This is a genomic window from Kribbella sp. NBC_00709 (genome assembly GCF_036226565.1).
Lineage (GTDB): Bacteria > Actinomycetota > Actinomycetes > Propionibacteriales > Kribbellaceae > Kribbella.
This window is the reverse complement of record NZ_CP108996.1, coordinates 8,388,287-8,412,694: the sequence shown is the minus strand read 5'-3', so window position 1 is coordinate 8,412,694 and position 24,408 is coordinate 8,388,287. Positions and strand designations below refer to the sequence as shown.

Below are 24,408 nucleotides of genomic sequence, written 5' to 3'. Positions count from 1 at the left end.
CGAGCCTGGAGCTCCCCGCATCTGATCCAAGGAGGGCGTCATGTCGACCGCCTCAACCCGAACCCCGAAACGCCGCTGGGTCGCCGCCGCCCTCGTCTCAGCGCTCGCCGGTGCGACCTGTTTGGCCACGGCCGCCTGCGGTGCCGCCGCGCCGCAGAGTCAGGCCGGCGGCGGCACCGCCGAACAAGCGCAGAAGCTCGTCGTCTGGGACTGGCACTCCGGCGACGCGAGCACCAAGGCGTACTACGACAAGGCCAAATCCGACTTCGAGGCCAAGCACCCCGGCGTCCAGGTCGACTTCGTGGCCCAGCCGTACGACCAGTACTACACACTGCTCGGGACCGCGATCCAGGCCGGCAAGGGCCCGGACATCGCGATGTTCAACGGCGGCGCCCAGATGCGCGAGCGTGCGACCTCGCTGCTGCCGCTCGACGACAAGACGGCTGATCTCAAGGACCGGCTGGTCGGCTGGGACGCGTTCAAGGACGCGGGCACGACGTACGCCGTACCGATCACGCTGCAGGGCTTCCCCTTCTACTACAACAAGGCTGTCTACAAGAAGGCCGGCCTCGACCCGGAGACGCCGCCGAAGACGCTCGCGGAGCTGCAGACCGACTGCGCGGCGATCAAGAAGTCGGGCAACGTGTGCTTCAACCTTGGCAACAAGGAGGGCATCGGGATCGAGTTCTTCCTGTCCGGATTCGCCCCGGGCGTGTTCAGCCCGGCGCAGTACGACGCCTGGCTGGCCGGCAAGCGGGACTGGAAGTCGCCCGAGGTGAAGCAGATCTTCGATCTCTGGAAGCAGACCAACGACGACGGCTGGTACAACAAGGGCGTCAACTCGACCGCCATGTTCAACGACCAGTTCACGATGTTCTCCGGTGGCAAGGGCGGCAACGTGATCGGGCTGATCTCGGACACCGCGCACTGGAAGTCCTTCGACGAGTTCCTCGGCCCGGACCTCGGCGTCTACCAGGCGCCGATCCTGAACCCGGCCAACGTCTCGAAGACGTTCCTGCCGGCCGAGGGCGGCATCGGGTACGGCGTGATGAAGTGGACGAAGTCGCCGGATCTCGCGGTCGACCTGATCAAGAGCCTGGCCGGCACCGACGCGGAGAAGCAGTTCTTCGAGAAGGCCGGTGCGATCGCGGCCGACAAGACCATCGACACCTCGACGGTCGACGTCAAGGCGGCCGGTCAGATCGTCTCGTGGCTGCCCGACAGCAAGCCGCTGCTGCACACCGCGCTGTCCGCGAAGACGCTCGACCTGATGCACCGGCTGTCACAGCAGCTGATCAGCGGTGACGTGACCGTCGACGCCGCTCTGACCCAGTTGGCAGCGTCCGACAAATGACCTCCGCGGGGGAAGCCATCACCACGCCACGCCGTACGACGGCACGCGTCCGCCGCTGGCACATCAGTGAGCACAAGCTCGCCCCGCTGGTGCTGGTGACGCCGGCGCTGCTGGTCATCGTCGGGCTGCGGATCGTGCCGCTGATCCTCGGTGCGCAGTACTCGCTCACCGGGGACGGCGCCCGGAACGGGATGTTCGTCGGCCTCGGCAACTACCGGGCGCTGGCCGGCGACCCGGTCTTCCGGACCGCGATCAAGAACGTCGGGCTGCTCTTCGTGGCCCTGCCGGTCGCGGTGGCGGTGCCCGGGATCCTGGCCACCTTCTTGTTCCTGAAGGTGCCGGGGCACCGGTTCTACCGCAGCGTGTACTTCTTCCCGGTGGTGCTGTCGCCGGTCATCATCGGCGCGATCTTCAACATCCTGCTCTCCTACGACGGCCCGCTGAACCAGGGCCTCGGCAAACTCGGGATCGGCCCGGTGGACTGGCTGGGCAACTCGCACGTCGCGATCTTCTCGGTGATCGGCGTGCACATCTGGGCCACGTTCGGGATGGCGCTGGTGATCTTCATGGCCGGGTTCTCGACGCTGGACCAGTCGTTGCTCGACGCCGCGAGATGCGACGGGGCCAACCTGCCGCAGACCATCCGGCACGTGGTTGTCCCGGAGCTGAGCCGGACCATCCAGTTCGTCTTCGTCACGACGATGATCGGGATGCTGACCGGCATGTTCGGCCTGGTCTACGTGATGACCGCGGGCGGTCCGGGCGGTGCGACGTACCTGCCGGAGTTCTACGTCTGGGTCACCCAGGGACAGATGAACAGCCCGGCGCTCGCCTCGGCCGCGTCGATGGTGCTGTTCGTGCTGATGCTGGTCGTCGGGCTCGCGCAGATCCGGCTGATCAAGCGCGTCACCAAGGAGGTGTGACCGATGCGCGAGCGTGGGTTCGGCCGCTGGGTCGTCGCCGTACCGATGTGTCTGTTGGCGTTGGCAACGATCTATCCGATGCTGTTCACGCTGAACGTGGCGATGAAGTCGCGGCGCGAGTACGTGCTGAACCAGTTCTCGCTGGCCGATCACCTCACGGCCGCGAACATCGCCGACGCGTGGAACACGTCCGGGCTCGGCCGGTACACGTTCAACTCGGTCGTGGTCACCCTCGGCGCGGTCACGCTGTTGCTGCTGCTCGGCTCGATGGCCGGCTTCGCGTTCAGCCAGTTGACGTTCTGGGGCCGGAAGTGGTTGTTCCTGGTCTGTTTGGGTGCGCTGATGATTCCGTTCCAGGTCATCATGGTGCCGTTCTTCCGGGTGCTCGGGCAGACCGGACTGCTGGACACCCACCTGGGCCTGATCCTCGCCTACACCGGGCAGTTCCTGCCGTTCACGATCTTCCTGATGACGAGCTTCTACTCGCGGATCCCGGCCGAGGTGATCGAGGCGGCCCGGGTCGACGGCAGTACGACGCTCGGCGTGTACCGGCGGATCATGCTGCCGCTCGGACGGCCCGCCTTGCTGTCGGTCGGCATCCTGAACGCCTTGTTCTGCTGGAACGACGTACTGATCTCGCTGCTCGTCATGCAGTCGGAGCAGAACCGGACGCTGATGGTCGGCGTCACCGCGCTGCGCGGTCAGTACTCCGACAACATCCCGCTGTTCGCGGGTGGCGTCCTGGTCGCGGCCCTGCCGGTGATCGCGATCTACCTGTTCTTCCAGCGGCAGATCACCGACGGCGTCACGGCCGGCTCGACCAAGGGATGAGCATGCGAATCACGGGATATCGGACCGCCACGACGGTGCATGACTGGGGCCGGCCGATCGGTGACGCGAACGGGACCGTTGGCTCCGGGAAGACGTCGGTGCCGATCGTCGTACTCACCACCGACTCGGGGCTGGAAGGTATCGGGCTCGGGTCGCACGACGGTCTGGACGTGGTGTTCCCGGCGATCGAGGACCAGGACCCGCGGGCGGTCGTCGCGCTGTACGACCGGATGTTGTCGTGGGTGTTCAAGCGCGGTCACACCGGCGCGGTGTTCGGTGCGATCGGTGCGCTGGACATGGCGTTGTGGGACCTCAAGGCGAAGGCGGCCGAGCAGCCCCTGTGGCGGTTGCTCGGGGCGCACGATCACGTCGTACCGGCGTACGCGTCGGGGCTCGACAGTCCGCTCGCGGACGAGGAACTGGTCAGGCTGCACAAGCAGTTCGCCGAGCGTGGTCTGCAGGCGGTGAAGCTGAAGGGCGGGCTTGATGTCGCCGCGGATCTGCGGCGGCTCGAGCTGCTCAGCGCGCTGTACCGCGAGCACACCGGGCACGCGCCGGCGCTGATGCTCGACGCGAACGAGTCCTGGTCCCGCAAGGAGGCGGTCCGGCACATCCGCCGGATCGAGGAGCACGTCGACCTGGCCTGGATCGAGGAGCCGGTACGGCGCTGGGACGTCGACGGGCTCGCGCTCGTGACGCAGTCGGTGAAGGCCGCGGTCGCGACCGGCGAGAACCTGACCGGGCTCGAGCAGTTCCGTCCGCTGGTGGCCGCGAACGCGGTGGACGTCGTGCAGACCGGCAGCGTCTGGGGGATCACGCACTTCCTCCGGGTGGCCGCGCTGGCGCATGCGTTCGATCTGCCGATCAGCCCGGTCGGGTACGACGGGAATCCGCTGGGGCACGCGGCGGCCGTCGTACCCAATCATCTGTCGATCGAGATCCAGGATCTCGTGACGCCGATCGGGATCACCGCCGACCAGGAGATCGTGGACGGTCATCTGGTTCTCGGCGACTCGCCCGGTCTCGGTTACACCGTCGACGAGGCGGCCATCGCGCAGCTCGGTGACGCCGCCGACTGGGGTTCTGGCGCCGGGCCACATGTCCGTCCTGATCGCGCCGGCCGCCGCCTGGTCGGCAAGCCGGCAATCCGATGGGAGGCCGATGAATAAGTCCGCTGTGGTGACCGGAGCCGGTGGATCCCTGGGGCGGGGGATCGCGCTGCGGCTCGCGAGCGACGGGTACGGCGTCGCGCTGCTCGATCTGCCTGGTGACGGATTGGAGGAGTCCGAGGCCGCGATGAAGGCGGGCGGCGGGCGGTACGCCGTACTCCCGATCGATCTGCGCGACTCGGACGGCCTGGTCGCGACGATCGCGGCTGCCGAGGAGCAACTCGGACCGCTGCACGTGTTGGTGAACAACGCCGCCATCTACCCGGCGACACCGTTCCTCGACATCTCGCTCGCGGAGTACGACGACGTGGTGGCGGTCAACCAGCGCGCGTACTTCGTCGCCGCCCAGGCCGCCGCACAGTCGATGCAGGTCCGGCAGGCCGGTGCGATCGTGAATATCGCATCGATCACCTGGCACGGCGGCTGGGACAAGCTGGCCAGCTATGTGAGCACGAAGGGCGCCGCGGTCGCGTTCACGCGGGCACTCGCCCGTGAGCTCGGCCCGGACGGCATCCGGGTGAACGCGGTCTCGCCCGGTGCGTTCCCGACCAAGGCGGAGACGATCCACGAGAACCCCGAGCTCTACAACGAGTTCGTCCTCGACCATCAGTCGATCAAACGCCGCGGTACCCCGGCCGAGATCGCCTCGGTGGTCTCGTTCCTGACCGGCCCCGACGCATCGTTCGTCACGGGGCAAACGATCAATGTCGACGGCGGATGGGTGATGGAGTAGTGAACATCTTCGGGGAAGCGTTGTCCGCTGCCGCGTTGCGCGAGCGGACGGGGGACCTGGCCAGTGTGGCCGGCGTCCGGGAAGTTGTGTTGGGCAACGGTGTCGAGCGGGGTGTGCGAGCCGTCCAGCTGCGGAGTGCGGCAGGGCTCGAGGTGGAGGTGCTGGTGGATCGGGCCCTTGATCTCGGGGCGGCTCGGTTTCGCGGCGTACCGTTCGGGTGGCGGTCGGGGAACGGGTTCCGGCATCCGGGGCTGCATCAGAACAACGACGAGGGCGGGCTGTCGTGGTTGCGGGCACTCGACGGGCTGCTGGTCTCCGGGGGACTTGATCACACACTGTTCGGCAACGAGGTGGATGCGGGGCAGTACGGGTATCCGCCGAAGCAGACCGTGTCGCACGGATTGCACGGCCGGCTGACCGCGATCCCTGGGCGGCTGCTGGAGGCCGGTGAGATTTGGGATGGCGACCGGTGCACGTTGCGGGTGCGCGGTGAGGTCGTGCAGGCGACCTCGTTCGGTGAGCATCTTCGGCTGACGCGCACCGTCGAGGTGGACTTCGACGGGCTCGATCTCCGGCTGCACGACGTCGTCGACAACCTGGGGTTCGAGCGTACGCCGCACATGTTCCTGTACCACTTGAACTTCGGCTGGCCGATCGTTGATGCGGGCACCGAGTTCGTTGCCCCGGTCACCGGGACGCCCTGGCGGAGCGATTCGTGCGCCGAGCAGGGCGTCTCGTACCGCGTGCTGCCCGATCCGCAGCCTGGGTTCGTCGAGCAGGTGTACGAGCACAGCCTGGTTGCCGACGACAACGGCCAGTACCGGGTCGCGCTGATCCGCGGCGACAGCACCTTCGGCGTCGAGGTGGCGTGGGACGCGGCGACGATGCCGTGCTTCTTCGAGTGGCAGAACCTGCGCAGCGGCCAGTACGCCGTCGGCCTCGAACCGTCGACGCACCACGTCGCCGGTGACGCCGCCGCGCGCGACGACGGATCGATGACGTGGCTCGAGCACGGTGAGTCCCGGACGTACCGCACCACGATCCGGGTGCTCGACGGCACCGAGGCCACCTCGTCCGCCCGGGACGCGATCCGTCGCGTCTCCGGCCAGCCCGACTGACGGTAAGGACCAGCTATGACGAACCGCATTCTCGAAGGCTTCCGCGTGCTCGACTGCTCGATCGCCATGGCCGGGCCGTTCGCCGCGCAGCGTCTCGGCGATCTCGGCGCGGATGTCGTCAAGGTCGAGCCGGTGACCGGCGAGTGGCAACGGCACGCCGCGGCCGGCGGTGCCAAGGGCAACGAGATCAACGTCTCGTTCCTGTCGCTGAACCGGAACAAGCGGTCCCTCGCCGTCGACCTCAAGTCCGACGCCGGCAAGCAGGTGCTCCTGCGCCTGGTCGAGACCGCGGATGTCTTCCTGCAGAACTATCGCCCCGGCGTGGCCGAGCGGCTCGGCGTCGACTACACGACGCTGTCGGCGATCAATCCGCGGCTGGTCTATGTGTCGATGTCCGGGTACGGCGAGGACGGTCCGCACCGCAACCTGCCCGGCCAGGACTTGTTGCTGCAGGCAAAGTCCGGTGCGATGTTGTCGACCGGGCGTCACGGCGAGCCGCCCCAACCGGCCGGCCAGTACCTCGTCGACGCCGTCACCGCGTCGACCGCCTTCGAGGCAGTGCTGGCCGCGCTGCTGCACCGCGAGCGCACCGGCCAAGGCCAGTTGGTCAAGGTGAACATGCTCGACGCCATCACCACGCTGCAGATGCAGGAGCTGTCGGTGTTCACGGCCGGCGGGGTTCCGCAGCAGCGGGGCGCCGAGCCGCACGCCCATGTTTACATCCGCTCACCGTACGGGACCTTCAAGACCGCGGACGGCTTCCTCGCCCTGGCGATGCCGGATCTGCCGACGCTGGGCCGGGTCATCGGCGAGGACGCGTTCCTGGAGATGGATTCCGAGGTCCACGGGTGGACGCATCGCGACGAGGTGTTCCGGCGTACGGCGGATCGGCTGCTGGCGCGGACGACCGAGGAGTGGCTGACGGACCTGACCGCGGCCGGGATCTGGTGCGGGCCGGTGTACGACTACGAGCAGTTGGTGAACGATCCGCAGATCCGCCACAACGGCACGTTCGTGGAGTACGACCATCCGACCGAAGGGCACGTGAAGACGCCAGGCTTCCCGTACCGCTTCGAGAAGACGCCGGCGACGATCGAACGCGGTGCGCCACTCGTCGGCGAACACAGCCGGGACGTGCTCGCCGAGGCAGGGTTCACGGCGGACGAGATCGACGAGCTGATGGCGAGCGGGGCGATCGTCGAGACCAGGCTGCCGGATCCGGTGCGGTGATGCGCGGGCTGACCTGGGATCATCCACGCGGCCGTGACGCCTTGATGGCCGTCGCTCCCGACGGCCTGACCTGGGATGTGCATCCGCTGAGCGGGTTCGAGTCGACACCGATCGAGGAGCTGGCCGAACGGTACGACGTCATCGTGCTCGACCATCCGCATCTTGGTGATGCCCTCAGGCACAACTGCTTGCAGCCGCTCGACGACCTCGTCGATGGCGAGTTCGTCGGACCGAGCGTGGCGTCGTACCGGATGGACGGGAAGTTGTGGGCGCTGCCGCTGGATGCGGCCACGCAGGTGGCCGCGACCCGCGTGGATCTGGCCGGCGTACCGCCTCGGCTGTGGTCGGACGTGATCGAGCTGTCGCGTCGTACGCCGGTCGCGCTGTCACTGGTCGGACCACATGCACTGCTGACGTTCGCGTCGATCTGCGTCGCGCTGGGGGAGGAGCCGGACGGGTTCGAACCGACGCCGATCGCGGGCCGGGCGCTCGAGCTGATGATCGACCTGGCATCCCGTGCACCCCGGCACACGCTCTCGCTCGATCCGATCGGGTTGCTCGCGGACATGACCGCGGACGACGCCGTCGCGCACTGCCCGCTGGTCTACGGGTACGTGAACTACGCCTCCGTGGCGCTCGATCGCCGGGTGACGTTCACCGATGCGCCGAGTGAGCGGCCGGGATCGCGGCCCGGGTCGACGATCGGTGGCACCGGCCTCGCGGTCAGCACGCGGTGCGAGGTGACGCCGGAGCTCGCCGCCCATCTGCAGTGGTTGCTGTCGGCAACCGCACAGGACAGCTTCATCCCGGAGCACTCCGGACAACCGGCCAGGTTGAGTGCCTGGACGTCGGACCAGGTCAACGCGCCGGTCGGGGACTTCTACCGCGGCACGCTGCGGACGATCACCTCGGCGTGGGTCCGGCCGCGGTACGCCGGATACATCGCGTTCCAGATCGCGGCGAGCGAGGTGATCCGCGAGATCGTGGCGGGCGCTGTGCCGATCGCAGTGGGCCTGGACCGGATCAGCAGCCTGCACAAGGAAGGGCTTTCATCGTGAGCACCGTATTGTTCGAGCAGCACGGACACGTCGCCGTCATCACGCTCAACCGGCCGGCCAAGCTGAACGCGGTCACGCAGGAGATGTCCGACGCACTCGTCGAGCTGGCCCAGCGCTGCAACGAGTCCGACGAGATCCGCGCCGTCGTGCTGACGGGAACAGGGCGCGCGTTCAGCGCCGGGTCGGACATCCGCGAGCTGGACAAGTACGAGACGCCGTGGGCGTTCCGGAATCGCGAGGACTACTGCGACTCGCTCAAGCTGTTGCGGAAGCCGATCGTTGCCGCAGTCAACGGGTACGCGCTCGGCGGTGGGCTGGAGACCGCGCTCATCTGCGACATCCGGATCGCGTCGACGACCGCGAGTTTCGCGGCCGCGGAGGTGAAGCTCGGGTGGATCGGCGGCGGCGGGATGTCGGCGTTGCTGGCGCACTCGATCGGGCCGAGCAACACCGCGATGATGTTGATGACCGGGGATCCCGTCGATGCGCAGCGGGCGCTGACGTGGGGGCTGGTCAGCGAAGTACTGGAGCCCGATGCGCTGCTGCCGCGTGCGCTGGAGCTGGCCGAGACGATCGCGTCCCGCGCCCCGATCGCGGTCGAGACCGCGAAAGCCAACCTGGCGGCCGCCTACAACCTGCCGCACGACCAGGCCGTCGCGTACGAACGCGATCTCCAGACCGTCTGCTTCGCCACGAACGACGCCGCCGAGGGCCGCGCCGCCTTCGCCGAGAAACGCACGCCTCGGTTCAGCCGGGCCTAGTGTCCTGGGTCGGAGAGGTTGCGGCGGATCCAGTTCTCGATGCCGGCGACGTGGGCGAGTGACAGTGCGGCGGCGACGCTGGGTTGGCGGTCGCCGATCGCCAGCGCGATGGCCCGGTGCTCGCGCTGGGTCTGCCCGAAGGAGTCTTCCTGGGTGACGCCGCGCCAGATCCGGGCGCGGTGGGTCCGGCCGGCGACGCTGTCGACGAACGAGCACAGCACCGGGTTGCCGGCCGCGGCCGCGATCCGGTGATGGAACTCGAGATCGTTCGCGACCACGTCCCCGACCGGACTGTCCGCATCGACAGCCTCGGTCAGGGCGAGCAGCTGTCCGGCGTCCTCGTCGCTCATGAGCAAGGCGGCCTTCTCGGCTGCCATCGGCTCCAGGGCACGGCGGAGTTCGAACAGGTCGAGGATGCTGGAGTCCTGATGGAAGTCGATGATGAACCCCATCGTCTCCAGCAGCAGATCGGGCGACAGGCTGGTCACGTACGTGCCGTCACCCCGGCGTACGTCGAGGACGCGCAGCATCGACAGCACGCTGACGGCCTCGCGCAGCGGGCTCCGGGAGATGCCGAGCTGCTCGGCCAGATCCGCCTCGCGTGGCAGCTTGTCACCCGGCTTGAGACGGCCGTCGAGGATCATCGCCTTGATCTTCTCGATCGCGACATCGGTCAGGGCCATCTGTTTCCTCTCGTTCTCAGTCCTTCGGGCGCATCCGCAGCGTAGCCATGCCGCCGTCGACCGCAAGCGCCGTACCCGCCGTCGAACCGGACGAGGGCCCGGCCAGGTAAACGATCGCGAGCGCGACTTCTTCCGCGGTCACCAGGCGGCCGTGGGGCTGCCGCGCGTCGAGTGCGGCGCGTTCGGCGACCGGGTCGGGCGCGGAGTCGAGCAGGCGCTGGACCCACGGAGTCGCGGCCGTTCCGGGGTTGACGCAGTTGACCCGGATTCCTTCGCGCAGGTGGTCGGCGGCCATTGCCATCGTCAACGACTGCACCGCGCCCTTCGTGGTCGAGTACAACGCACGCTGCGGAATGCCCGTGGTCGCGGCAACCGAGGCAACGTTGACGATCGCAGCGGCCGGTGACTGCCGCAGGTAGGGGAGCGAAGCCCGGCTTACCCGTACTGCGCCCATCACGTTGACCTCGAAGACCTGGCGCCACTGCTCGTCGGGATTGTCCTCGACGGTGCCTTGCGCCCCGATGCCGGCGTTGTTGACCACGACATCGATCCGGCCGTACGTATCCACGACCTGCTGTACGGCGACGCGCACGCTCTCGTCATCGGACACGTCGGCCCTGATCGCGAGCACGCCGTCCGGTGATCCGGACGGGTCGAGGTCGAATGCCGCGACCTCGGCGCCGCGAGCTGTCAGCTCTCGCGCAACGGCGGCGCCGATACCGGATCCGCCACCGGTGACGATCGCGACCAGACCGTCGTACTCGCCGCTCATCGGCCGGCCTCCCACGCGACGTAGTCCTGCCGCTGGCTGCCGAGCCCGTCGATCTCGAGCTCGACGACGTCGCCCGGGCGCAGGTACGGGAAGCGGCCCGACAACGCGACACCCTCCGGGGTCCCCGTCATGATCAGGTCGCCCGGGTCGAGCACCATGTACTGACTCAGGTCGTGGATGATCGTCGCGACATCGAAGATCAGGTCGGCGGTGCTGGAGTCCTGCCGCGGCTCGCCGTTCACGAAGCTGCGCAGGCCGAGCTTGTGGTGCTCGACCTCGTCGGGTGTCACCAGCCACGGACCGATCGGGCTGAAGCCGGCGGCGATCTTGCCCTTGCTCCATTGACCGCCGGAGCGCTCGAGCTGGAACTCCCGATCCGACAGGTCGTTGGCCACGACGAATCCGGCGACGTGGTCGAGGCTGTCCGCGGGGGAGTCGAGGTACGACGCCCGCTTGCCGATCACGACGGCGAGCTCGACCTCCCAGTCCGTCTTGGTGCTGCCGCGCGGGATGACGACCGGGTCGTTGGGACCGGCGAGGGTGTTCGGCGCCTTGAAGAAGACGACCGGTTGCTTCGGCGGTTCGGCGCCCGATTCGGCCGCGTGGGCGGCGTAGTTCATGCCGATGCAGACGATCGCGCCGGGCCGGCTGATCGGCGGTCCGATGCGCAGGCTGGCGGCGTCCTCGATCAGCGGCAGGTCGCCCGCGGCCGCGACCCGGGCCGGTCCGTCGGACTCCCAGAAGGCGGCGTCGAGGTCATCGGTGAGTCCGGCGAGGCTGTGGACGCCGTCGTCCAGCACCACCACGGGCACTTCCCGGCCGACAGGTCCCAGGCGGGCGAACTTCATGAAACGACCTCCACATAAGATCTTTAGTCGGAAAAATACCGTGTTCTAGCCTCAGAGACATAGATTGACAGCTGAAACATATGATGTCTAGCCTCGGTCTCATGCAGCTGCCCCGGTTCGGTCTCGGTTGTGCGCCGCTCGGCAACCTGTTCCAGCAGTTCACGGATGCGGAGGCCGACGCGGTCCTGCAGGCCGCCTGGGACGCCGGTGTTCGGTACTTCGACACCGCACCGCACTACGGCCTCGGGCTGTCCGAGCTGCGACTGGGACGATTCCTCGCGACCAAGCCGCGCGATGAGTACATCGTGTCCACCAAGGTCGGTCGGCTGCTCCGTGAGAACCCGGACTGGGACGGCTCGGCGATGGACGGCACGGGGTTCGTCGTACCGGCGCGGCTGCGTCGGGAGCTGGACTACTCGGCCGCCGGAGTGCGAGCGAGCGCGGAGGATTCGCTCGACCGGCTCGGCCTGGACCGGATCGACCTCCTCTACGTCCACGACCCGGAACTGTCGGGCATCCCCGGCGCCGTCGAGACAGCGATGTCCGCCCTCGCGGATCTGCGAGCGGAAGGCATCGCGTCGGCGATCGGCACCGGATCGCTCGGTGTCGATGCGTTGCTGGCCACAGTCCGCACCGGACTCGCCGACGTACTCATGGTGGCCAACCGCTACACGCTGCTCGACCAAAGCGTCGTACCGGACCTGTTGGACGCGTGCGATGTTCACGGCACGCGGATCGTCGCGGCCGCAGTCTTCAACAGCGGTCTCCTCGCCGGCACGCCGAGCCGGGATGCGAAGTACGACTACCGCGACGTACCCGACGAGGTGCTGGCGCGTGCACTGGAGATTGACAAGGTCTGCCGGGAGTACGACGTCGAGCTGCCGGCCGCCGCAGTGCAGTACCCACTGCTCGATCCACGCGTCAGCTCGGTCGTCGCCGGCGCCACGACTCCGGACCAGGTCCGCCAGAACGTGGCCCGCCTCGAAACCCCTGTCCCGCTTGCACTCTGGGACGCGCTCGCCGGGCTCGGGGTCAGGAACGGGGGAGGGTCCGGGTGTCGATGAGCTGCCGGGCCACGTCGTGGAGCTTGGTGTTGGTCTGCTGCGAGTAACGCTTGAGGACCTGGAAGGCCCGGTCGGAGTCCAGGCCGTAGCGCTCCATCAGGATCCCCATCGCCTGGCCGACGAGCTTGCGGGCGTCGACCGCGAGGTTGAGGTTCTGCTCCCGGCGCGCGGTCGCGACGGCGACGGACGCGTGCCGTGCGAGGATGTGGGCGATGGCCTCCGCGTCCGGTCCGAAGGCTTCGGGATCGACGCTGTAGAGACCCAGCACGCCGACGGTGCCCGCGGCGGTCCGCAGCGGTACGTCGAGAACGCTGTGGACTCCGAGCTGTTGGACCTTCTTCGCCCACTCGGGCCAGCGCAGCTCCGAGGTGGTGTCAGGCACCACGACAGTGGCCTGGCTGCGCAGGCATTCGACCAGCGGACCGGCATCTCCGTCCATCTGGAACCGGAAGATCCCGGCCACGGTGGGATCGGTCGCCGCGGGCACCTCAGGGTTTCCGCCCTTGGCGTAGAGCGCGACTCCCGCGTACTGACAGCCGACGGCATGCAGAGCGAACTCCACGACAGCCTGAACCGTCTCCTCCACCCCGCCCGCGTCGTGCATCTCCACAGCCAGCCGGGCAAACGTCGCGGCGACTTGGTCGCGGTCGCGCAGCGCGGACTCATCCACCTCTCCATGATGCAACTCGCGTCTGCGGCGTACCAGGGACAATGGGGCGATGAGCGTTCTTGACAAGTTCTCGTTGGCCGGGCGGACGGCGTTGGTGACCGGTGGTTATCGGGGCCTCGGGCTGGCGTTCGCGACCGGATTGGCCGAGGCCGGGGCGGATGTGGTGATCGGGGCGCGCGATGCCGCGGCGTCCGAGGAGGCGGCCGGGCGGCTAGCCGCGGCAACCGGGCGGACGGTGATCGGCGTCGGCCTCGACGTGAACGACCGGGCGTCGGGTCAGGCTGCGGTCGACGCCGCGCTGGCGTCGACCGGGCGGCTCGACATTCTGGTGAACAACGCCGGTACCTGCGTCCATCGCCCGTCCCTCGACATCCCGGATGAGGAATGGGATGAGGTGTTCTCGACGAACGTCGACGGTCTGTGGAAGCTCAGCCAGACGGCCGCGCGCCACTTCACCACGGTCGGCGGCGGCACCATCGTCAACATCGGATCGATCTCGGCGCAGATCGTCAACCGCCCGCAGTGGCAGCCGGCGTACAACGCGTCCAAGGCCGCGGTCCATCAGCTGACCAAGTCGCTGGCGGCCGAGTGGGCGCCGTTGAACATCCGGGTCAACGCGGTCGCCCCGGGGTACGTGAAGACCGAGATGGCGCCGGTCGACGAGCCACAGTTCAAGGCCCGCTGGATCGACGACGCCCCGATGCAGCGCTACGCCGTACCCGAGGAGATCGCGCCGACCGTCGTCTTCCTCGCCTCCGACGCCTCCAGCTTCATGACCGGCTCAGTAGTGGTGATCGACGGCGGCTACACCCTGCACTAAGGTCTCCGGGGCGAGAACCGTTGGATTCACCTACTGGCTGGCCGGATTCCTCGCCCAGCTCGGGTTCATCGAGACCTCGGCCCGGAACTGGCAAGCCGCACTGGCGCCCCTGCGCGAACTCGCACAGATCTTCACGAGTACGAAAATGATCGACCTGGAACAGTTGTTGTGGCCGGTCGACTATGCCGACGCGGCACTGCAGGTCGGCGCGCTGCCCGAGGTCGAGATCGCGATCGCTCTGCTACGCCGCCCGCGGAGAGGTCGATAAGGCTGACCGAACTGCACCGAGTCGTCGACCTGGTCGGAGCCGAGTGCCCGTTCGAGCTGGCGCGATCCCGGTTGGCGCTCGGGCAGGTCGCTCGTCGGGCCGGCCGCAGGACCACGGCCGCTGAGGCGTTCTCTACGGCGGCGTCGCGTTCGACGAACTCGGCGTACCGCGATGGGCCGAACGAGCCGCGACGAAGCCGGCCGCGTCGGCCTGTACCCGTCCACGACCACACCCTGACCGAGATCGAGCACCGGGTCGCCGAACTCGTCGCCTCGGGCCGCTCGAACCAGGGGGTCGCCGCGGAGCTGTTCCTGTCCGTCAAAACCGTGGAAGCCAACCTCACCAGGATCTATCGCAAACTCTCGGTCCGGACCCGGACCGAGCTCGCCAACCACCTCCGCGGGTAGGCCTCAGCTGAGGCATGCAGTCGCCCGCCCGTGCCGCCGCCCGTGGTGATCGAGAACGGCACGGTGCTCGATCCGCTCACGGGACGAGTCATCGAGGACGCTGTCGTCGTATGGATCGCGCCAAGATCGTGGCCGTGGGCAACCGTTCCCAGCCTCGCGGAGCGGTTGCTGAGGTCACGGTCAGGCCCAGGTGATCGACGTCGAAGGGTGCTGGGTGCTGCCCGGTCTCGTCTCCGGGCCATCTGAGGGGTCAACCCCCGAGCTGGTCGGTTGACCGGCTGAATGCGGGGTGTGCAACCGGCAAGCTGAGGGGTTGGCCCCTGAGATAGTCGTGGTTGGCTGGGCTGCGGGTGGTGGGGCGACGGCGTACTGCGCCTGGCGCCGGGACGGCCTACTGCGGGCCGGCGCGCGACGGGGTTGGTGGGCGGGGTCAGCGGGTGATTCGGTCTACTCGGCGGCCGGTTTGGTCGAAGATGTGGATTCGGGAGGTGTCCAGGGCCAGGTGGATGCGGGCGCCGCGTTGGAGGTCCGCTTCGGCGGGGATCTCGATGACGAGATCGGCTCGGCGGTGGGTGGGCGGGGGCAGTACGGCGGGGCGGGGTGTGCGGGCGGACCGGACGCGGGAGAGGACTCTGGTCATCAGTGAGGCTGGTGGCGCGGTGTCCTGATCGGGCGTCGCGTGCATCGGTGTGGCGATTCCGACGCGGTCGGGGTCGACGACCTCGATGCCGCACTCGACGAACGCGATCGACTGCTGGCCGTGGAACTCGAACGCCCGCAGGGTCCCGGACAGCTGGTTCGCGACGTCCTCGTGGGTGATGACGCGGAAGGCGTTCGAGCGGGCACCGACGATGACCTGGGCGCCGTCGTGGTGCCGCAGGATCAACGACCGGCGGTCGGTCGGGGACAGGCCGACCGACTGGGCGCCGAAGTCGAGCGCGACCCGATGGTGCTGGGTGACGCGGACGGTCGCGGCCAGCAGGTTGATCCTGGGGGAGCCCAGGAACCCGGCGACGAACGCGGTCGCGGGATCGTTGTACACCTGCGCCGGCGTACCGACGTCCTCGATCCGGCCCTCGCGCATCACGGCGATCCGGTCGGCCAGCGTGAGTGCCTCGACCTGGTCGTGGGTGACGTACAGCGTGGTGACGTTCAGGTCCCTGGTCATCGCGCCGATCTCCTGGCGCAGCTCGGTGCGCATCGTCGCGTCCAGGTTCGACAGCGGCTCGTCCAGGAGGAACACGTTCGGCCGGCGGACGAGCGCACGCCCGATCGCGACGCGCTGCCGCTGCCCACCGGACAGCGTGCGTGGCATCCGGTCGAGCACCGAACCGATGCTGAGGATCTGCGCCAGGCCGGCGGCGGTCGAGCTCGCGTCGTGGTCGTCCTGCCCGGCGATCTGGAGCGGGAACATGATGTTCTCGCGGACGGTCCGGTTCGGGTACAGCGCGCCGGTCTGGAACACCATCGCCACCTGGCGGTCCTTCGGCGGGAGCCGGGTGCCGTTGGTCCGGCCGAACCAGACGTCCCCGGCCGTCACCCGCTCGAGCCCCGCGATCATTCGCAGCAGCGTCGTCTTCCCGCACCCCGACGGCCCGAGCAGCACCATGAACTCGCCGTCGCCGATGTCCAGGGACAGCTCGTCCACAGCCAGGTGTTCCCCCTCGAACACCTTCGAGACGCCGTCAAGCCGGATCGCTGTCATCACGCTTCTTATACGGGATGATCCGGTTCACGGGCAAGCATTTGCGCGTGCGTTGCAGGTACTTGCAAACTGCACAATTGACCACTTAACAGTTGCCCCAGGCAACAGGAGCCAGGTGGGGCGGGTCAGGGCTGGTTGCGGATCGTGCCGTCGACCACGACGGTGACTACCTCGCCGATGCCGCCGTCCGCGGTGCGGGTGAGCTGGACGAGGTCTGCGCGGGCGCCGGCCTCGAGGCGGCCGCGGTCGTGGAGACCGAGGAGGTCGGCGGGCGTGGTGGTGGCCATGGTGACGGCGGCTTCGAGGGAGAGGCCGCCGGGACCGGTCGCCCAGCGGAGGCAGTCGAGGAGGGATGCGCCGCTGCCGGCCAGGTACGGCGTGCCTTGCAGGCGAAGGCTGCCGTCGGGGCCGACGGTGACCGCACCTCCGACCGCGGTCTCGTAGTCGCCAGGAGCGCACCCCGCCAGTGCAGCCGCGTCGCTGGTGAGGACGCAACGAGTCGCGCCCTTGGCGCGGACCAGAGCGGCGAACGTGTCGGCCGGAAGATGATGGCCGTCAGCAATCAGTCCGGCGGTCAGGGCGTCCTCGGTCAACTGAGGCCAGATCGGGTTCTGATGCCGGGCGATCTGTGCCGGCAACCCGTTCCCGAGATGGGTCGAGAGCCGCCCGCCCGCGGCCGCGAAGGCGTGAATGTCATCGGCCGTCGCGAGCGAATGACCGACCGACGGGAGTACGCCGGCCGGCCGCCGGCCACCCGAACGCTGATTCGCGAGATGGCGGGTGAACTCGAGGGCACCCGAGCGCTCCGGTGCGAGCGTCATGATGGCGATCGCACCGTCCGCCGCGGCCTGCCAGCGGTCGAACTCGTCCGGGTCCGGATCCCGGATCACCGCCGGATCGTGCGCGCCGCGAGCACCCTCCGCCGCCGAAATGTACGGACCTTCCAGATGCAGCCCCGGTACGCCGTACGCCACCACCGAGTCGGAGGCCCGCACCGCAGCGGCTCGTTTGACGAGGGCGGTCGTGGTCGCATCGTCCGCGGAGATGATCGTCGGGAGGACCGTGGTCACCCCCTGCCGCCACAGCACGCGCACAAGCTCGGACAGTTCGCTCGCCGGCCGGGCGGGATCGTTCACATCCAAACCGCCGTACCCGTTGAGCTGGATATCGATCAGCCCGGGGATCAGCAGCAGGTCCGGAGCCGCGGGGTAGTCGGCGATCTCCTCGATCCCGTCGGCGGAGTACCGCACCCGCACGCCCCGACCGGCAGCGGTACGACCTTCCAGGACCTCGCTCATGCTGGGCTTCCTCCTCGGCTCCGGTGCTGGGACGACACAACTACATCTTGGGTCCAGCAGCAAGACATGCTAGTTTGCTGCAAACGTTTGTAGTCTATCCGTCCCGAGGAGTGCACCGTGCTCGACACCCGGACCCAGATCGAGGACCTCCGCCTCGAAGTCTTCGCCGCCACCGCGGACATGGCCGCTGCGGCCGCTGCCGGCACCGCCGAGGTGCTCACCCGCGCGGTGGCCGAGCGCGGCGCGGCGCGCGTCGTGATCGCCACCGGCAACTCGCAACTCGCCTTCGTCTCCGCTCTCGCCGGGTACGACGTCCCGTGGCCGGAGGTCACCGTTTTCCACATGGACGAGTACGTCGGCATCGACGCGGCCCACCCGGCGTCGTTCCGGCGCTGGATCCGGGAGCGGATCGCGGCGCCGTTCGGACCGGCCCGGGTCGAGTACATCGACGGCGAGGCGCCGGACGTGGAGGCCGAGTGTGCGCGGTACGAGGCGCTGCTGCGAGCGGCCCCGATCGACCTGACCTGCATGGGGATCGGCGAGAACGGCCACCTCGCCTTCAACGAGCCCGGACAGGCCGACTTCGGCGACGAGCGCTGGGTCCGGCAGATCAGCCTGACGTCCGAGTCGCTGCATCAGCAGGTCGGCGAGGGCCACTTCCCGGACGTCGACGCGGTGCCGCCGACGGCGATCTCGCTGACCGTCCCGGCCCTGCTCAGTGCACGCTCTGTCCAGGTCGTCGCCCCCGAGCAACGCAAAGCAGCCGCGGTTCGCAACACCCTGACCCTCCCGGTGGATGCCGGCTGCCCGTCCACGATCCTCCGCCGTACCCCGCACGCGACCCTCTACCTGGACGCCTCCTCGGCCTCCGATTCCCTCGATCTGCTTCCCACCAACGCCTGACCGACGAATGGCGTGCAGGCTGGACAGGCCTGCACGCCACCCGCCCAGCTACTCCAGTGCCAGTAGGTCGCGGAGATTGACGGGCTGGTGAGTGGCGATGGATCGGGTGAGGCCGTCGCCCATCGCCACGGCGTACGCCGCTTCTGTGCTGGTTGCCATCAGGCCGAGCTCGATCGACTCGGGTGTCGGGCCGGCGAAGAGGTCGTGGCGCATCAGCGGGTCCGCGCCGCCGTGACCGCCCGTCTCCGCAATCACCTCGACAACCCGGCTCGGGCCGAAGAGTTCGGCGACGGTGATCTGGTCGGAGTCGGGCAACGGTGTTCCGTCGACGGTCCGGCCATGGCGTAGTTCGATGGAGCCGTGCGTTCCGCCGATGCTGACGCGGTACCCCTCCCAGGTGCTGGAGAAGTCCACCGAGTACGTGAGATTCGCGCCGGACGGGTAGCGGGCGATCGCACTGTACGTGTCCTCGATGTCGATCTCGGCGTCGTACAGATAGAGCGGCTGCGACGCCGGATACTGCTCCGGGTAATGGAGTCCGAACAGACCTGCGCGGGCCGTGCCGTCGTCGGTCGGGAACACCCCGGATGCCTGCTGGGCAAGGAAGTACGGGTCCTTGGATCGCAGCTCGTCGACGGACAGTTCGCCGGCAGGGCGATGCGGGCTCGAAGGGCCGTAGTAGTTCGAAGCGCCGTACCCGAAGATCTCCTCGGGTGTGGAGCCGATCCACCAGTTGAGCAGGTCGAAGTGGTGCGACGACTTGTGCACCTGCAGGCCGCCGGACAGCTCCCGGCGCCGGTTCCAGCGGAGGAAGTAGCTTGCCCCGTGCCGCAGGTCGACGTGGTAGTCCATCACCACCCGGGTGGCCCGCCCGATCGTGCCGGCCAGGATCAGCCGCTTCACCTCGCGATGCGCGGCCGGGTACCGGAAGTTGTGGCTGACCTGCACGGTCCCGGCCGACTTCCGCTCGGCGGCGAGCACTGCGCGGGCGGCCGCGGCAGTGCTGACCATCGGCTTCTCGGTGATCACGTCCACGTCGTTCCGCAAGGCGCCGAGGATGTACTGCTCGTGGGTGTGGTCGGGCGACGTGACGATCACCGCGTCCGGACCGACAGTCGCGAGCATCTCGTCGTACTGCGTCTGGGCGAAGAACGGGATCGGAGCGCGGCCCAGGCGTTGCAGCGCCTGGTTGAACTCGGCGACCCGGTCCGCGTCGGTGTCGATGATCGCGACCACCTCGGCGTACCCGGACAGGTCGTCCTCGTCGCTGCCGTACCCGAATCCGCCGTCGGCGGTGCGATCGGTCAGCCCGAGGATCGGCAGGACGAAGCTGGCCAGCCCGCGAGCGGACAGCCCGCAGACGGCGTACCGGCGGATCGAGGACATCAGGCGCTCCTTCAGTCGAGCAGCCGGCAGCAGGCGCTGTCGGCCGCGAACAGTCCAAGGCTCTCGAACAAGGTTCGCGCGATCACCCGGTGACCGCGGCCGCCGGGGTGGGTCGGGTCGGCCATCCACTCGGCCGGCGCCCAGTCGCTGCCGGCCGCGGTCCAGCGCGCGAAGTGGTCGACGAGCAGCACGTCGCGCCGCGCGGCCACGGTGCGGATCGTCTCGGCGTACGCCGGGAGGTGGTCGCCGAGGTCGTATCGACAAGTCCGCAGTACCGCGGTCGGCGTCTGCGCGATCACGATCGCGCCGGTCTCGAGGATCGTGGTCAACAGCGTGTCGTAGCGCTGCCCGAACCTCTCCAGGCCGTCCGGCCCGGCCTTCGCGTCGTTCGTGCCGACGCCGATCAGGACGAGATCGGGGGAGAGGGCCAGGGCGGCGGGGAGCCGGCCGAGGGTGTCCTCGGTGGTGGCGCCGGAGACGGCCCAGCGGACGAACGAGTCGCCGTACCGGGTGAGCTCGTAGCGGACCCGCTCCTCGAGCAGTTGGACGTAGTCGCGCTCGGCGCCGGTCCAGTGCGCGCCCTGGGCGATGCTGTCGCCGATCGTGGACCAGCGGATCGGGTCGCTCGACTGCAGGGCGGCCGCGACGGCCTCGGTGCTGTTCGCCATGGCGGACACGATAGCAAGATTCTCTGCTATTGCGACAAACGTTTGCAGTCCGTATCGTCCAGCGCACCCCCTCCGTCGCAGAGGAGTCCGCCCATGACTGACAACCACCGAATCAACCACGGAATCACCCGCCGCAGTCTGCTGGCCGGGACGGCAGCCGCCGCCCTGACCGCAGGTATGACGACGTCGGCCCGCGCCACGCCGTCCGGAACCGCAGCCCTCACCCTCCCGAACCCGCCGGCCGGCGGGATCGCCCGTGGCCAGGTGTTCGACAACCAGATCCCGGACCGCTCGGTGTACGCCGGTCTCGTCTCGTTCGTCTGGGGCGCGTCGAGCCTGGACCAGCCGGCCGGCGCGGTTCCGTCGGCGTACATGCCGGCGTTCCGCGATTTCGACCAGACCCACACGCTCGCCTGGTACCAGGCCAACCATCCGGACTGGATCGTGTACAAGTCCGACGGCAGCACGGTGGCCTGGGAGTTCGGCAACACGACGTACGTGCCGATCGACTTCCAGAACCCGGACGTCCGGACCTTCTACTGGAACTCGTTCGTCCAGCCGAAGATCGACGCCGGCTACCCGATCATTGCCTTCGACAACGTCACGACCTTCAACGGGTACGGGAACGCCGGCCACCACAACGGCACCCAGTGGGTTCCGCAGTACTCCGGTGACCGGGTCGACGACACCTGGTCCGCGGCGGTGCTGGACTGGATGTCGTACCTGTCCCAGCGCCTGCACGCGGCCGGGATCGGTATGGCCGCGAACATCACCTGGAACGCCTCGGTGAAGGTCGCCGACATGCTGGCCGCGGTCGGCCTGGTCGATGTGTACGTCGACGAGCAGGGCTTCACCGTCCATCGGCCGGAGAACTACAACGACACGGCCTGGGACAACAAGTACAACTTCACCCGGCAGATCGCTGCGCAGACGTTGCACCTGGCGATCAACCAGACCACCGAGGAAACGCTCGCGACCGCGACCCAGGCGCAGATCGACTGGGCCGTCGCGAACTACCTGCTGTACCGCGAGCAGAAGAGCATGATGGCGCTCTGCGGCGTCGGCGAGTATCACGTCTTCGTCGACTGTCCGCAGCTGCACACCGACATCGGAACGCCTTCTGCGGCGCCGGTTGTCGACGCGTCCGGCGCGTACACCCGCCGGTACCAGCACGGGATGACGCTGGTGAACAAGTCCTCCACGGCTACGGCTGTGGTCAGCCTGCCCGCCGGGACGTGGACCGATCTGCACGGCGCCACGGTCTCCGGCCAACTGTCGATGCCGCCCAACACGGGCAGCGTGCTGGCGAACTGAACCCATGAGAGGAATGTCCATGAGACTCCGCCGAATGTCCTCGGTCGCGGTGATTCTTGCCGCCGGTCTAGGGCTGCTGACGCCCACTGCGCAAGCCGATGCGCCCAGTCAGGCCGCGAGCCCCGCTGGGGGTGTTTGTCCACCGGCACCCGCAGGTGTTCCGTTGCCGGTCACCCGCGATCACGGCGTACTGCAGGCGCAGGTGTTCGACCGGCAGGTGCCTGATCCTGCCGTGTATGCGGGACGCGTCGGCTTCGTCTGGGCTGCGTTGCAGGCGCCACAGCCGCAAGGTGTGCTGGCCAGCTCGTACGTCACCGCGTTCCGCAACGCGCCGGCCCGGGAGTACACGCCGGAGTGGTTCAAGACGAACCACCCGGACTGGATCGAGTACACCGCCGACCGCACCACGCCCGCGTGGGAGTTCAGCAACCAGGTCTACACGCCGATCGACATCAGCAACCCCGCGGTCCGGCAGTGGTACACCAGCACGCTGATCGACCCGGCGATCGCCGCCGGGTTCAAGGTGATTGCTGTCGACAACATCGGCGTACGGAACGACTTCAAGGTCAGCGGTCACTACGACGCGAACGGTCAATGGGTGCAGCAGTTCGGTGCCGATCCGAAGGACCCGGCGTGGGTCGCGGACGTGCTCGACTGGCTGCGGTACCTGCGGGACTACGCGCATGCCCGCGGCGTCGCGGTCGCGTTCAACCTGACCTTCAACGGCAGTCTGCACGACGAGTTCCAGGACAAGTCACCGGAGTACATCGCTGCGCTCGACCAGATGATCGATATCTCCGACATCTGGCTGAACGAGCAGGGATTCACCGTGCACCGCGTCGAGAACGTCACCGACGACGAGTGGCAGCTGATGTTCGACCTGCTCCGCCGGCACCGCTGCAAGCCGTCCGTGGTGATGAACAAGCTGCCCACCAGCTACTGGAACGAAGCCACCCCTGAGCAACGGCAGTGGGTCGTGGCGAACTACCTGCTGTACCGCGAGGCGCCGGCGATGCTGGAGAGCACCGGGAGCAAGGACTACGCGGCCTTCAACGAGATCCCGGAGATGGCGGCCGACCTGGGTACGGCGATCACACCACCGGTACGCCGTGGTCCGGTGCTCTGGACACGCCTGTACCGCGACGGGATGGTCGTGGTGAACCCGTCCTCGACGAAGTCTTCCCGACTGCTGCTACCAGGCAGATTCACCGACCTGCACGGCACGAAGTACTCAGGCCTGATCACAGTACCCGCCAACACCGGCCTGGTACTCAAGCGAGGTTAACGAGCGCACACCCGCAGGCGGCGGCTGTGGTTCGCCCACGCGCCGCCTCGCGCGCTCTTACTTCTCGCCTATCGCAGGTTGGCTGGGGCTACGCCGGTTGAGCCTCGGATTACCAGGCGGGTTTCCAGGCGGACTGTGGTTGGTGGGCCGGAGGTTTCGCCGTCGCGGAGTTGGTCGAGCAGGAGGTCTACTGCCGCTGAGCCGAGCTCGGCGGCGGGGACGTGGATCGACGTGAGCATGGGGTGGGTGACTGTCGACAGCGGACTGTCGTCGATGCCGATGACGCTGATTTCGCGGCCGACGTGCATGCCTCGCTCGGTGAGGCGGGACATCACGCCCAGGGCGATCAGGTCGTCGTACGCGATCGCGGCCGCGACCTCGGACGACTGCAGCAGGTCGGCGGCTCGCATGCCGGCCTGGATCTGCGGCTCGAACGGGCCGAGCTCGCGCAACTCGATGTCGTGCTGCGCGCACGCAGCGGCGAGTGCATCCCGGCGCTGCTGGTTGGACCACGAACGCCGCGGCCCGGCCAGGTAGCAGATCCGCCGGTGGCCGAGCGAGACCAGGTGCTCGACGGCCTCCTGCATCCCCTCGGCCTCGTCGATCACGGCGCTGCCCGCACCCTCGACCTCACGGTTCACGAAGACGACCGGCAGCTGCTGGGCGAGCCGGGTCAGCTCGGCCGGATCGGTCCGCGGCGAGGCGAGGATCAGGCCGTCGACCTGCCGGCTCAGCCCGCGCGCCAGCTCGAGCTCGTCGGCAACATGCTCGTCGGTGTCGGCGATCAGCACGGCGTACCGCTTGTCGCGGGCGCGGGCCTGGACCGACTTGATGATCGGCGGGAAGAACGGGTTCGCGATGTCCGGGACGACCAGTCCGATGGTGTCGGTCCGGCCGGAGACCAGCGAGCGGCCGGCCCGGCTCGGGGCGTACCCGAGCTGGCGGGCGACGCGCTCGATCCGGGTCCGGGTCTCGGCGTTGACCTTCTCCGGATCGGTGAGCGCGCGTGACACGGTCGAGGTCGACACGTTGCAGGCCGCGGCCACCTCCGCCAGCGTGACAGCCAATGCAGCTCCCCGGGTCGTCGTGGATGCGTCAGTGGCATCGTAGCGCAAACGATTGCCGTGACTCTTGAGCTTG

At 68.4% G+C, this 24,408-nt stretch carries 25 protein-coding genes; 16 read left to right on the top strand and 9 right to left on the bottom strand.

Translation table 11 applies throughout. From position 1 onward, the window contains the following. The first annotated feature begins 40 nt into the window (after positions 1–40). Genes OHA18_RS40885 through OHA18_RS40845 form a run of 9 tightly spaced genes read left to right on the top strand, consistent with a single transcriptional unit; the run spans position 41 to position 9,177 of the window. Positions 41–1,354: an ABC transporter substrate-binding protein gene (locus OHA18_RS40885; protein ID WP_329000783.1), complete on the top strand. Its 1,314-nt coding sequence runs from the start codon at positions 41–43 to the stop codon at positions 1,352–1,354. Continuing rightward, positions 1,351–2,277 (top strand): carbohydrate ABC transporter permease, encoded by a 927-nt coding sequence (locus tag OHA18_RS40880; protein ID WP_329000782.1) that lies wholly within the window; start codon positions 1,351–1,353, stop codon positions 2,275–2,277. Before OHA18_RS40885 ends, OHA18_RS40880 begins: the two co-directional genes overlap by 4 nt. 3 nt (positions 2,278–2,280) lie before the next feature. Next, on the top strand, positions 2,281–3,108 hold the full coding sequence (locus tag OHA18_RS40875; RefSeq protein ID WP_329000781.1) for a carbohydrate ABC transporter permease: 828 nt from the start codon (positions 2,281–2,283) through the stop codon (positions 3,106–3,108). Positions 3,109–3,110: 2 nt separating this feature from the next. Continuing rightward, positions 3,111–4,277 carry a mandelate racemase/muconate lactonizing enzyme family protein gene (locus tag OHA18_RS40870; RefSeq protein WP_329000780.1) on the top strand — a complete coding sequence of 389 codons (1,167 nt, stop codon included), beginning with the start codon at positions 3,111–3,113 and terminating at the stop codon, positions 4,275–4,277. Then, positions 4,270–5,010 carry an SDR family NAD(P)-dependent oxidoreductase gene (locus OHA18_RS40865; RefSeq protein ID WP_329000779.1) on the top strand — a complete coding sequence of 247 codons (741 nt, stop codon included), beginning with the start codon at positions 4,270–4,272 and terminating at the stop codon, positions 5,008–5,010. The genes OHA18_RS40870 and OHA18_RS40865 overlap by 8 nt, the downstream gene beginning before the upstream one ends. Then, positions 4,995–6,128 (top strand): aldose 1-epimerase family protein, encoded by a 1,134-nt coding sequence (locus OHA18_RS40860; RefSeq protein ID WP_329000778.1) that lies wholly within the window; start codon positions 4,995–4,997, stop codon positions 6,126–6,128. Before OHA18_RS40865 ends, OHA18_RS40860 begins: the two co-directional genes overlap by 16 nt. Before the next feature lie 15 nt (positions 6,129–6,143). Next, positions 6,144–7,358: a CaiB/BaiF CoA transferase family protein gene (locus OHA18_RS40855; RefSeq protein ID WP_329000777.1), complete on the top strand. Its 1,215-nt coding sequence runs from the start codon at positions 6,144–6,146 to the stop codon at positions 7,356–7,358. Next, entirely contained in the window at positions 7,358–8,416 is a 1,059-nt protein-coding gene (locus tag OHA18_RS40850) for a hypothetical protein (protein WP_329000776.1), read from the top strand. Before OHA18_RS40855 ends, OHA18_RS40850 begins: the two co-directional genes overlap by 1 nt. Beyond that, positions 8,413–9,177: an enoyl-CoA hydratase/isomerase family protein gene (locus OHA18_RS40845; protein WP_329000775.1), complete on the top strand. Its 765-nt coding sequence runs from the start codon at positions 8,413–8,415 to the stop codon at positions 9,175–9,177. The genes OHA18_RS40850 and OHA18_RS40845 overlap by 4 nt, the downstream gene beginning before the upstream one ends. Here the strand turns inward: OHA18_RS40845 and OHA18_RS40840 are convergent. The 3 genes from OHA18_RS40840 to OHA18_RS40830 are packed head-to-tail and all read right to left on the bottom strand — an operon-like array spanning position 9,174 to position 11,480. Next, positions 9,174–9,860, bottom strand: a complete 687-nt coding sequence (locus tag OHA18_RS40840; protein ID WP_329000774.1) for a FadR/GntR family transcriptional regulator — start codon at positions 9,858–9,860, stop codon at positions 9,174–9,176. The two genes, OHA18_RS40845 and OHA18_RS40840, sit on opposite strands and share 4 nt — an antisense overlap. Positions 9,861–9,876: 16 nt before the next feature. Continuing rightward, complete coding sequence (locus OHA18_RS40835; protein ID WP_329000773.1) at positions 9,877–10,632, bottom strand: SDR family NAD(P)-dependent oxidoreductase; 756 nt, start codon at positions 10,630–10,632, stop codon at positions 9,877–9,879. Next, complete coding sequence (locus OHA18_RS40830) at positions 10,629–11,480, bottom strand: fumarylacetoacetate hydrolase family protein (protein WP_329000772.1); 852 nt, start codon at positions 11,478–11,480, stop codon at positions 10,629–10,631. The genes OHA18_RS40835 and OHA18_RS40830 overlap by 4 nt, the downstream gene beginning before the upstream one ends. Positions 11,481–11,581: 101 nt before the next feature. Between OHA18_RS40830 and OHA18_RS40825 the strand changes: the two genes are divergently transcribed. Beyond that, the gene (locus OHA18_RS40825; RefSeq protein ID WP_329000771.1) at positions 11,582–12,544 is read left to right on the top strand and encodes an aldo/keto reductase; all 963 of its coding nucleotides are present in this window, start codon (positions 11,582–11,584) and stop codon (positions 12,542–12,544) included. Here OHA18_RS40825 and OHA18_RS40820 read toward each other — a convergent pair. Next, positions 12,513–13,148, bottom strand: coding sequence for a GAF and ANTAR domain-containing protein (locus OHA18_RS40820; RefSeq protein WP_329006212.1), 636 nt, complete (start codon positions 13,146–13,148; stop codon positions 12,513–12,515). The two genes, OHA18_RS40825 and OHA18_RS40820, sit on opposite strands and share 32 nt — an antisense overlap. Before the next feature lie 115 nt (positions 13,149–13,263). Here OHA18_RS40820 and OHA18_RS40815 point away from each other — a divergent pair, with 115 nt between their 5' ends. From OHA18_RS40815 to OHA18_RS40805, 3 genes are all read left to right on the top strand, one after another. Continuing rightward, positions 13,264–14,034 (top strand): SDR family NAD(P)-dependent oxidoreductase, encoded by a 771-nt coding sequence (locus OHA18_RS40815; RefSeq protein ID WP_329000770.1) that lies wholly within the window; start codon positions 13,264–13,266, stop codon positions 14,032–14,034. A 145-nt stretch (positions 14,035–14,179) separates the two neighbouring features. Next, a complete protein-coding gene (locus OHA18_RS40810) occupies positions 14,180–14,302 on the top strand; it encodes a hypothetical protein (RefSeq protein ID WP_329000769.1) in 123 nt (40 codons plus the stop codon). 71 nt (positions 14,303–14,373) lie between these two features. Continuing rightward, the gene (locus OHA18_RS40805; RefSeq protein WP_329000768.1) at positions 14,374–14,709 is read left to right on the top strand and encodes a response regulator transcription factor; all 336 of its coding nucleotides are present in this window, start codon (positions 14,374–14,376) and stop codon (positions 14,707–14,709) included. 430 nt (positions 14,710–15,139) lie between these two features. Here the strand turns inward: OHA18_RS40805 and OHA18_RS40800 are convergent, their stop codons facing one another. Together OHA18_RS40800 and OHA18_RS40795 are read right to left on the bottom strand one after the other, a co-directional pair. Next, positions 15,140–16,414 carry an ABC transporter ATP-binding protein gene (locus tag OHA18_RS40800; RefSeq protein WP_329000767.1) on the bottom strand — a complete coding sequence of 425 codons (1,275 nt, stop codon included), beginning with the start codon at positions 16,412–16,414 and terminating at the stop codon, positions 15,140–15,142. 125 nt (positions 16,415–16,539) lie between these two features. Continuing rightward, positions 16,540–17,712, bottom strand: a complete 1,173-nt coding sequence (locus tag OHA18_RS40795; RefSeq protein ID WP_329000766.1) for an N-acetylglucosamine-6-phosphate deacetylase — start codon at positions 17,710–17,712, stop codon at positions 16,540–16,542. A 117-nt stretch (positions 17,713–17,829) separates the two neighbouring features. On the opposite strand from OHA18_RS40795, the gene OHA18_RS40790 reads away from it, so the two are divergent. Then, positions 17,830–18,615, top strand: a complete 786-nt coding sequence (locus OHA18_RS40790) for a 6-phosphogluconolactonase (RefSeq protein WP_329000765.1) — start codon at positions 17,830–17,832, stop codon at positions 18,613–18,615. A 48-nt stretch (positions 18,616–18,663) separates the two neighbouring features. Here OHA18_RS40790 and OHA18_RS40785 read toward each other — a convergent pair whose 3' ends face one another. Together OHA18_RS40785 and OHA18_RS40780 are read right to left on the bottom strand one after the other, a co-directional pair. After that, complete coding sequence (locus OHA18_RS40785; RefSeq protein WP_329000764.1) at positions 18,664–20,001, bottom strand: Gfo/Idh/MocA family protein; 1,338 nt, start codon at positions 19,999–20,001, stop codon at positions 18,664–18,666. Positions 20,002–20,012: 11 nt separating this feature from the next. Continuing rightward, the gene (locus OHA18_RS40780; RefSeq protein WP_329000763.1) at positions 20,013–20,669 is read right to left on the bottom strand and encodes an SGNH/GDSL hydrolase family protein; all 657 of its coding nucleotides are present in this window, start codon (positions 20,667–20,669) and stop codon (positions 20,013–20,015) included. 93 nt (positions 20,670–20,762) lie between these two features. On the opposite strand from OHA18_RS40780, the gene OHA18_RS40775 reads away from it, so the two are divergent. Together OHA18_RS40775 and OHA18_RS40770 are read left to right on the top strand one after the other, a co-directional pair. Then, positions 20,763–21,983 carry a putative glycoside hydrolase gene (locus tag OHA18_RS40775; RefSeq protein WP_329000762.1) on the top strand — a complete coding sequence of 407 codons (1,221 nt, stop codon included), beginning with the start codon at positions 20,763–20,765 and terminating at the stop codon, positions 21,981–21,983. Between the two features lie 163 nt (positions 21,984–22,146). Then, on the top strand, positions 22,147–23,268 hold the full coding sequence (locus OHA18_RS40770; protein WP_329000761.1) for a putative glycoside hydrolase: 1,122 nt from the start codon (positions 22,147–22,149) through the stop codon (positions 23,266–23,268). Positions 23,269–23,336: 68 nt separating this feature from the next. Here OHA18_RS40770 and OHA18_RS40765 read toward each other — a convergent pair whose 3' ends face one another. After that, positions 23,337–24,335 carry a LacI family DNA-binding transcriptional regulator gene (locus tag OHA18_RS40765; RefSeq protein ID WP_329000760.1) on the bottom strand — a complete coding sequence of 333 codons (999 nt, stop codon included), beginning with the start codon at positions 24,333–24,335 and terminating at the stop codon, positions 23,337–23,339. Positions 24,336–24,408: the final 73 nt, after the last annotated feature.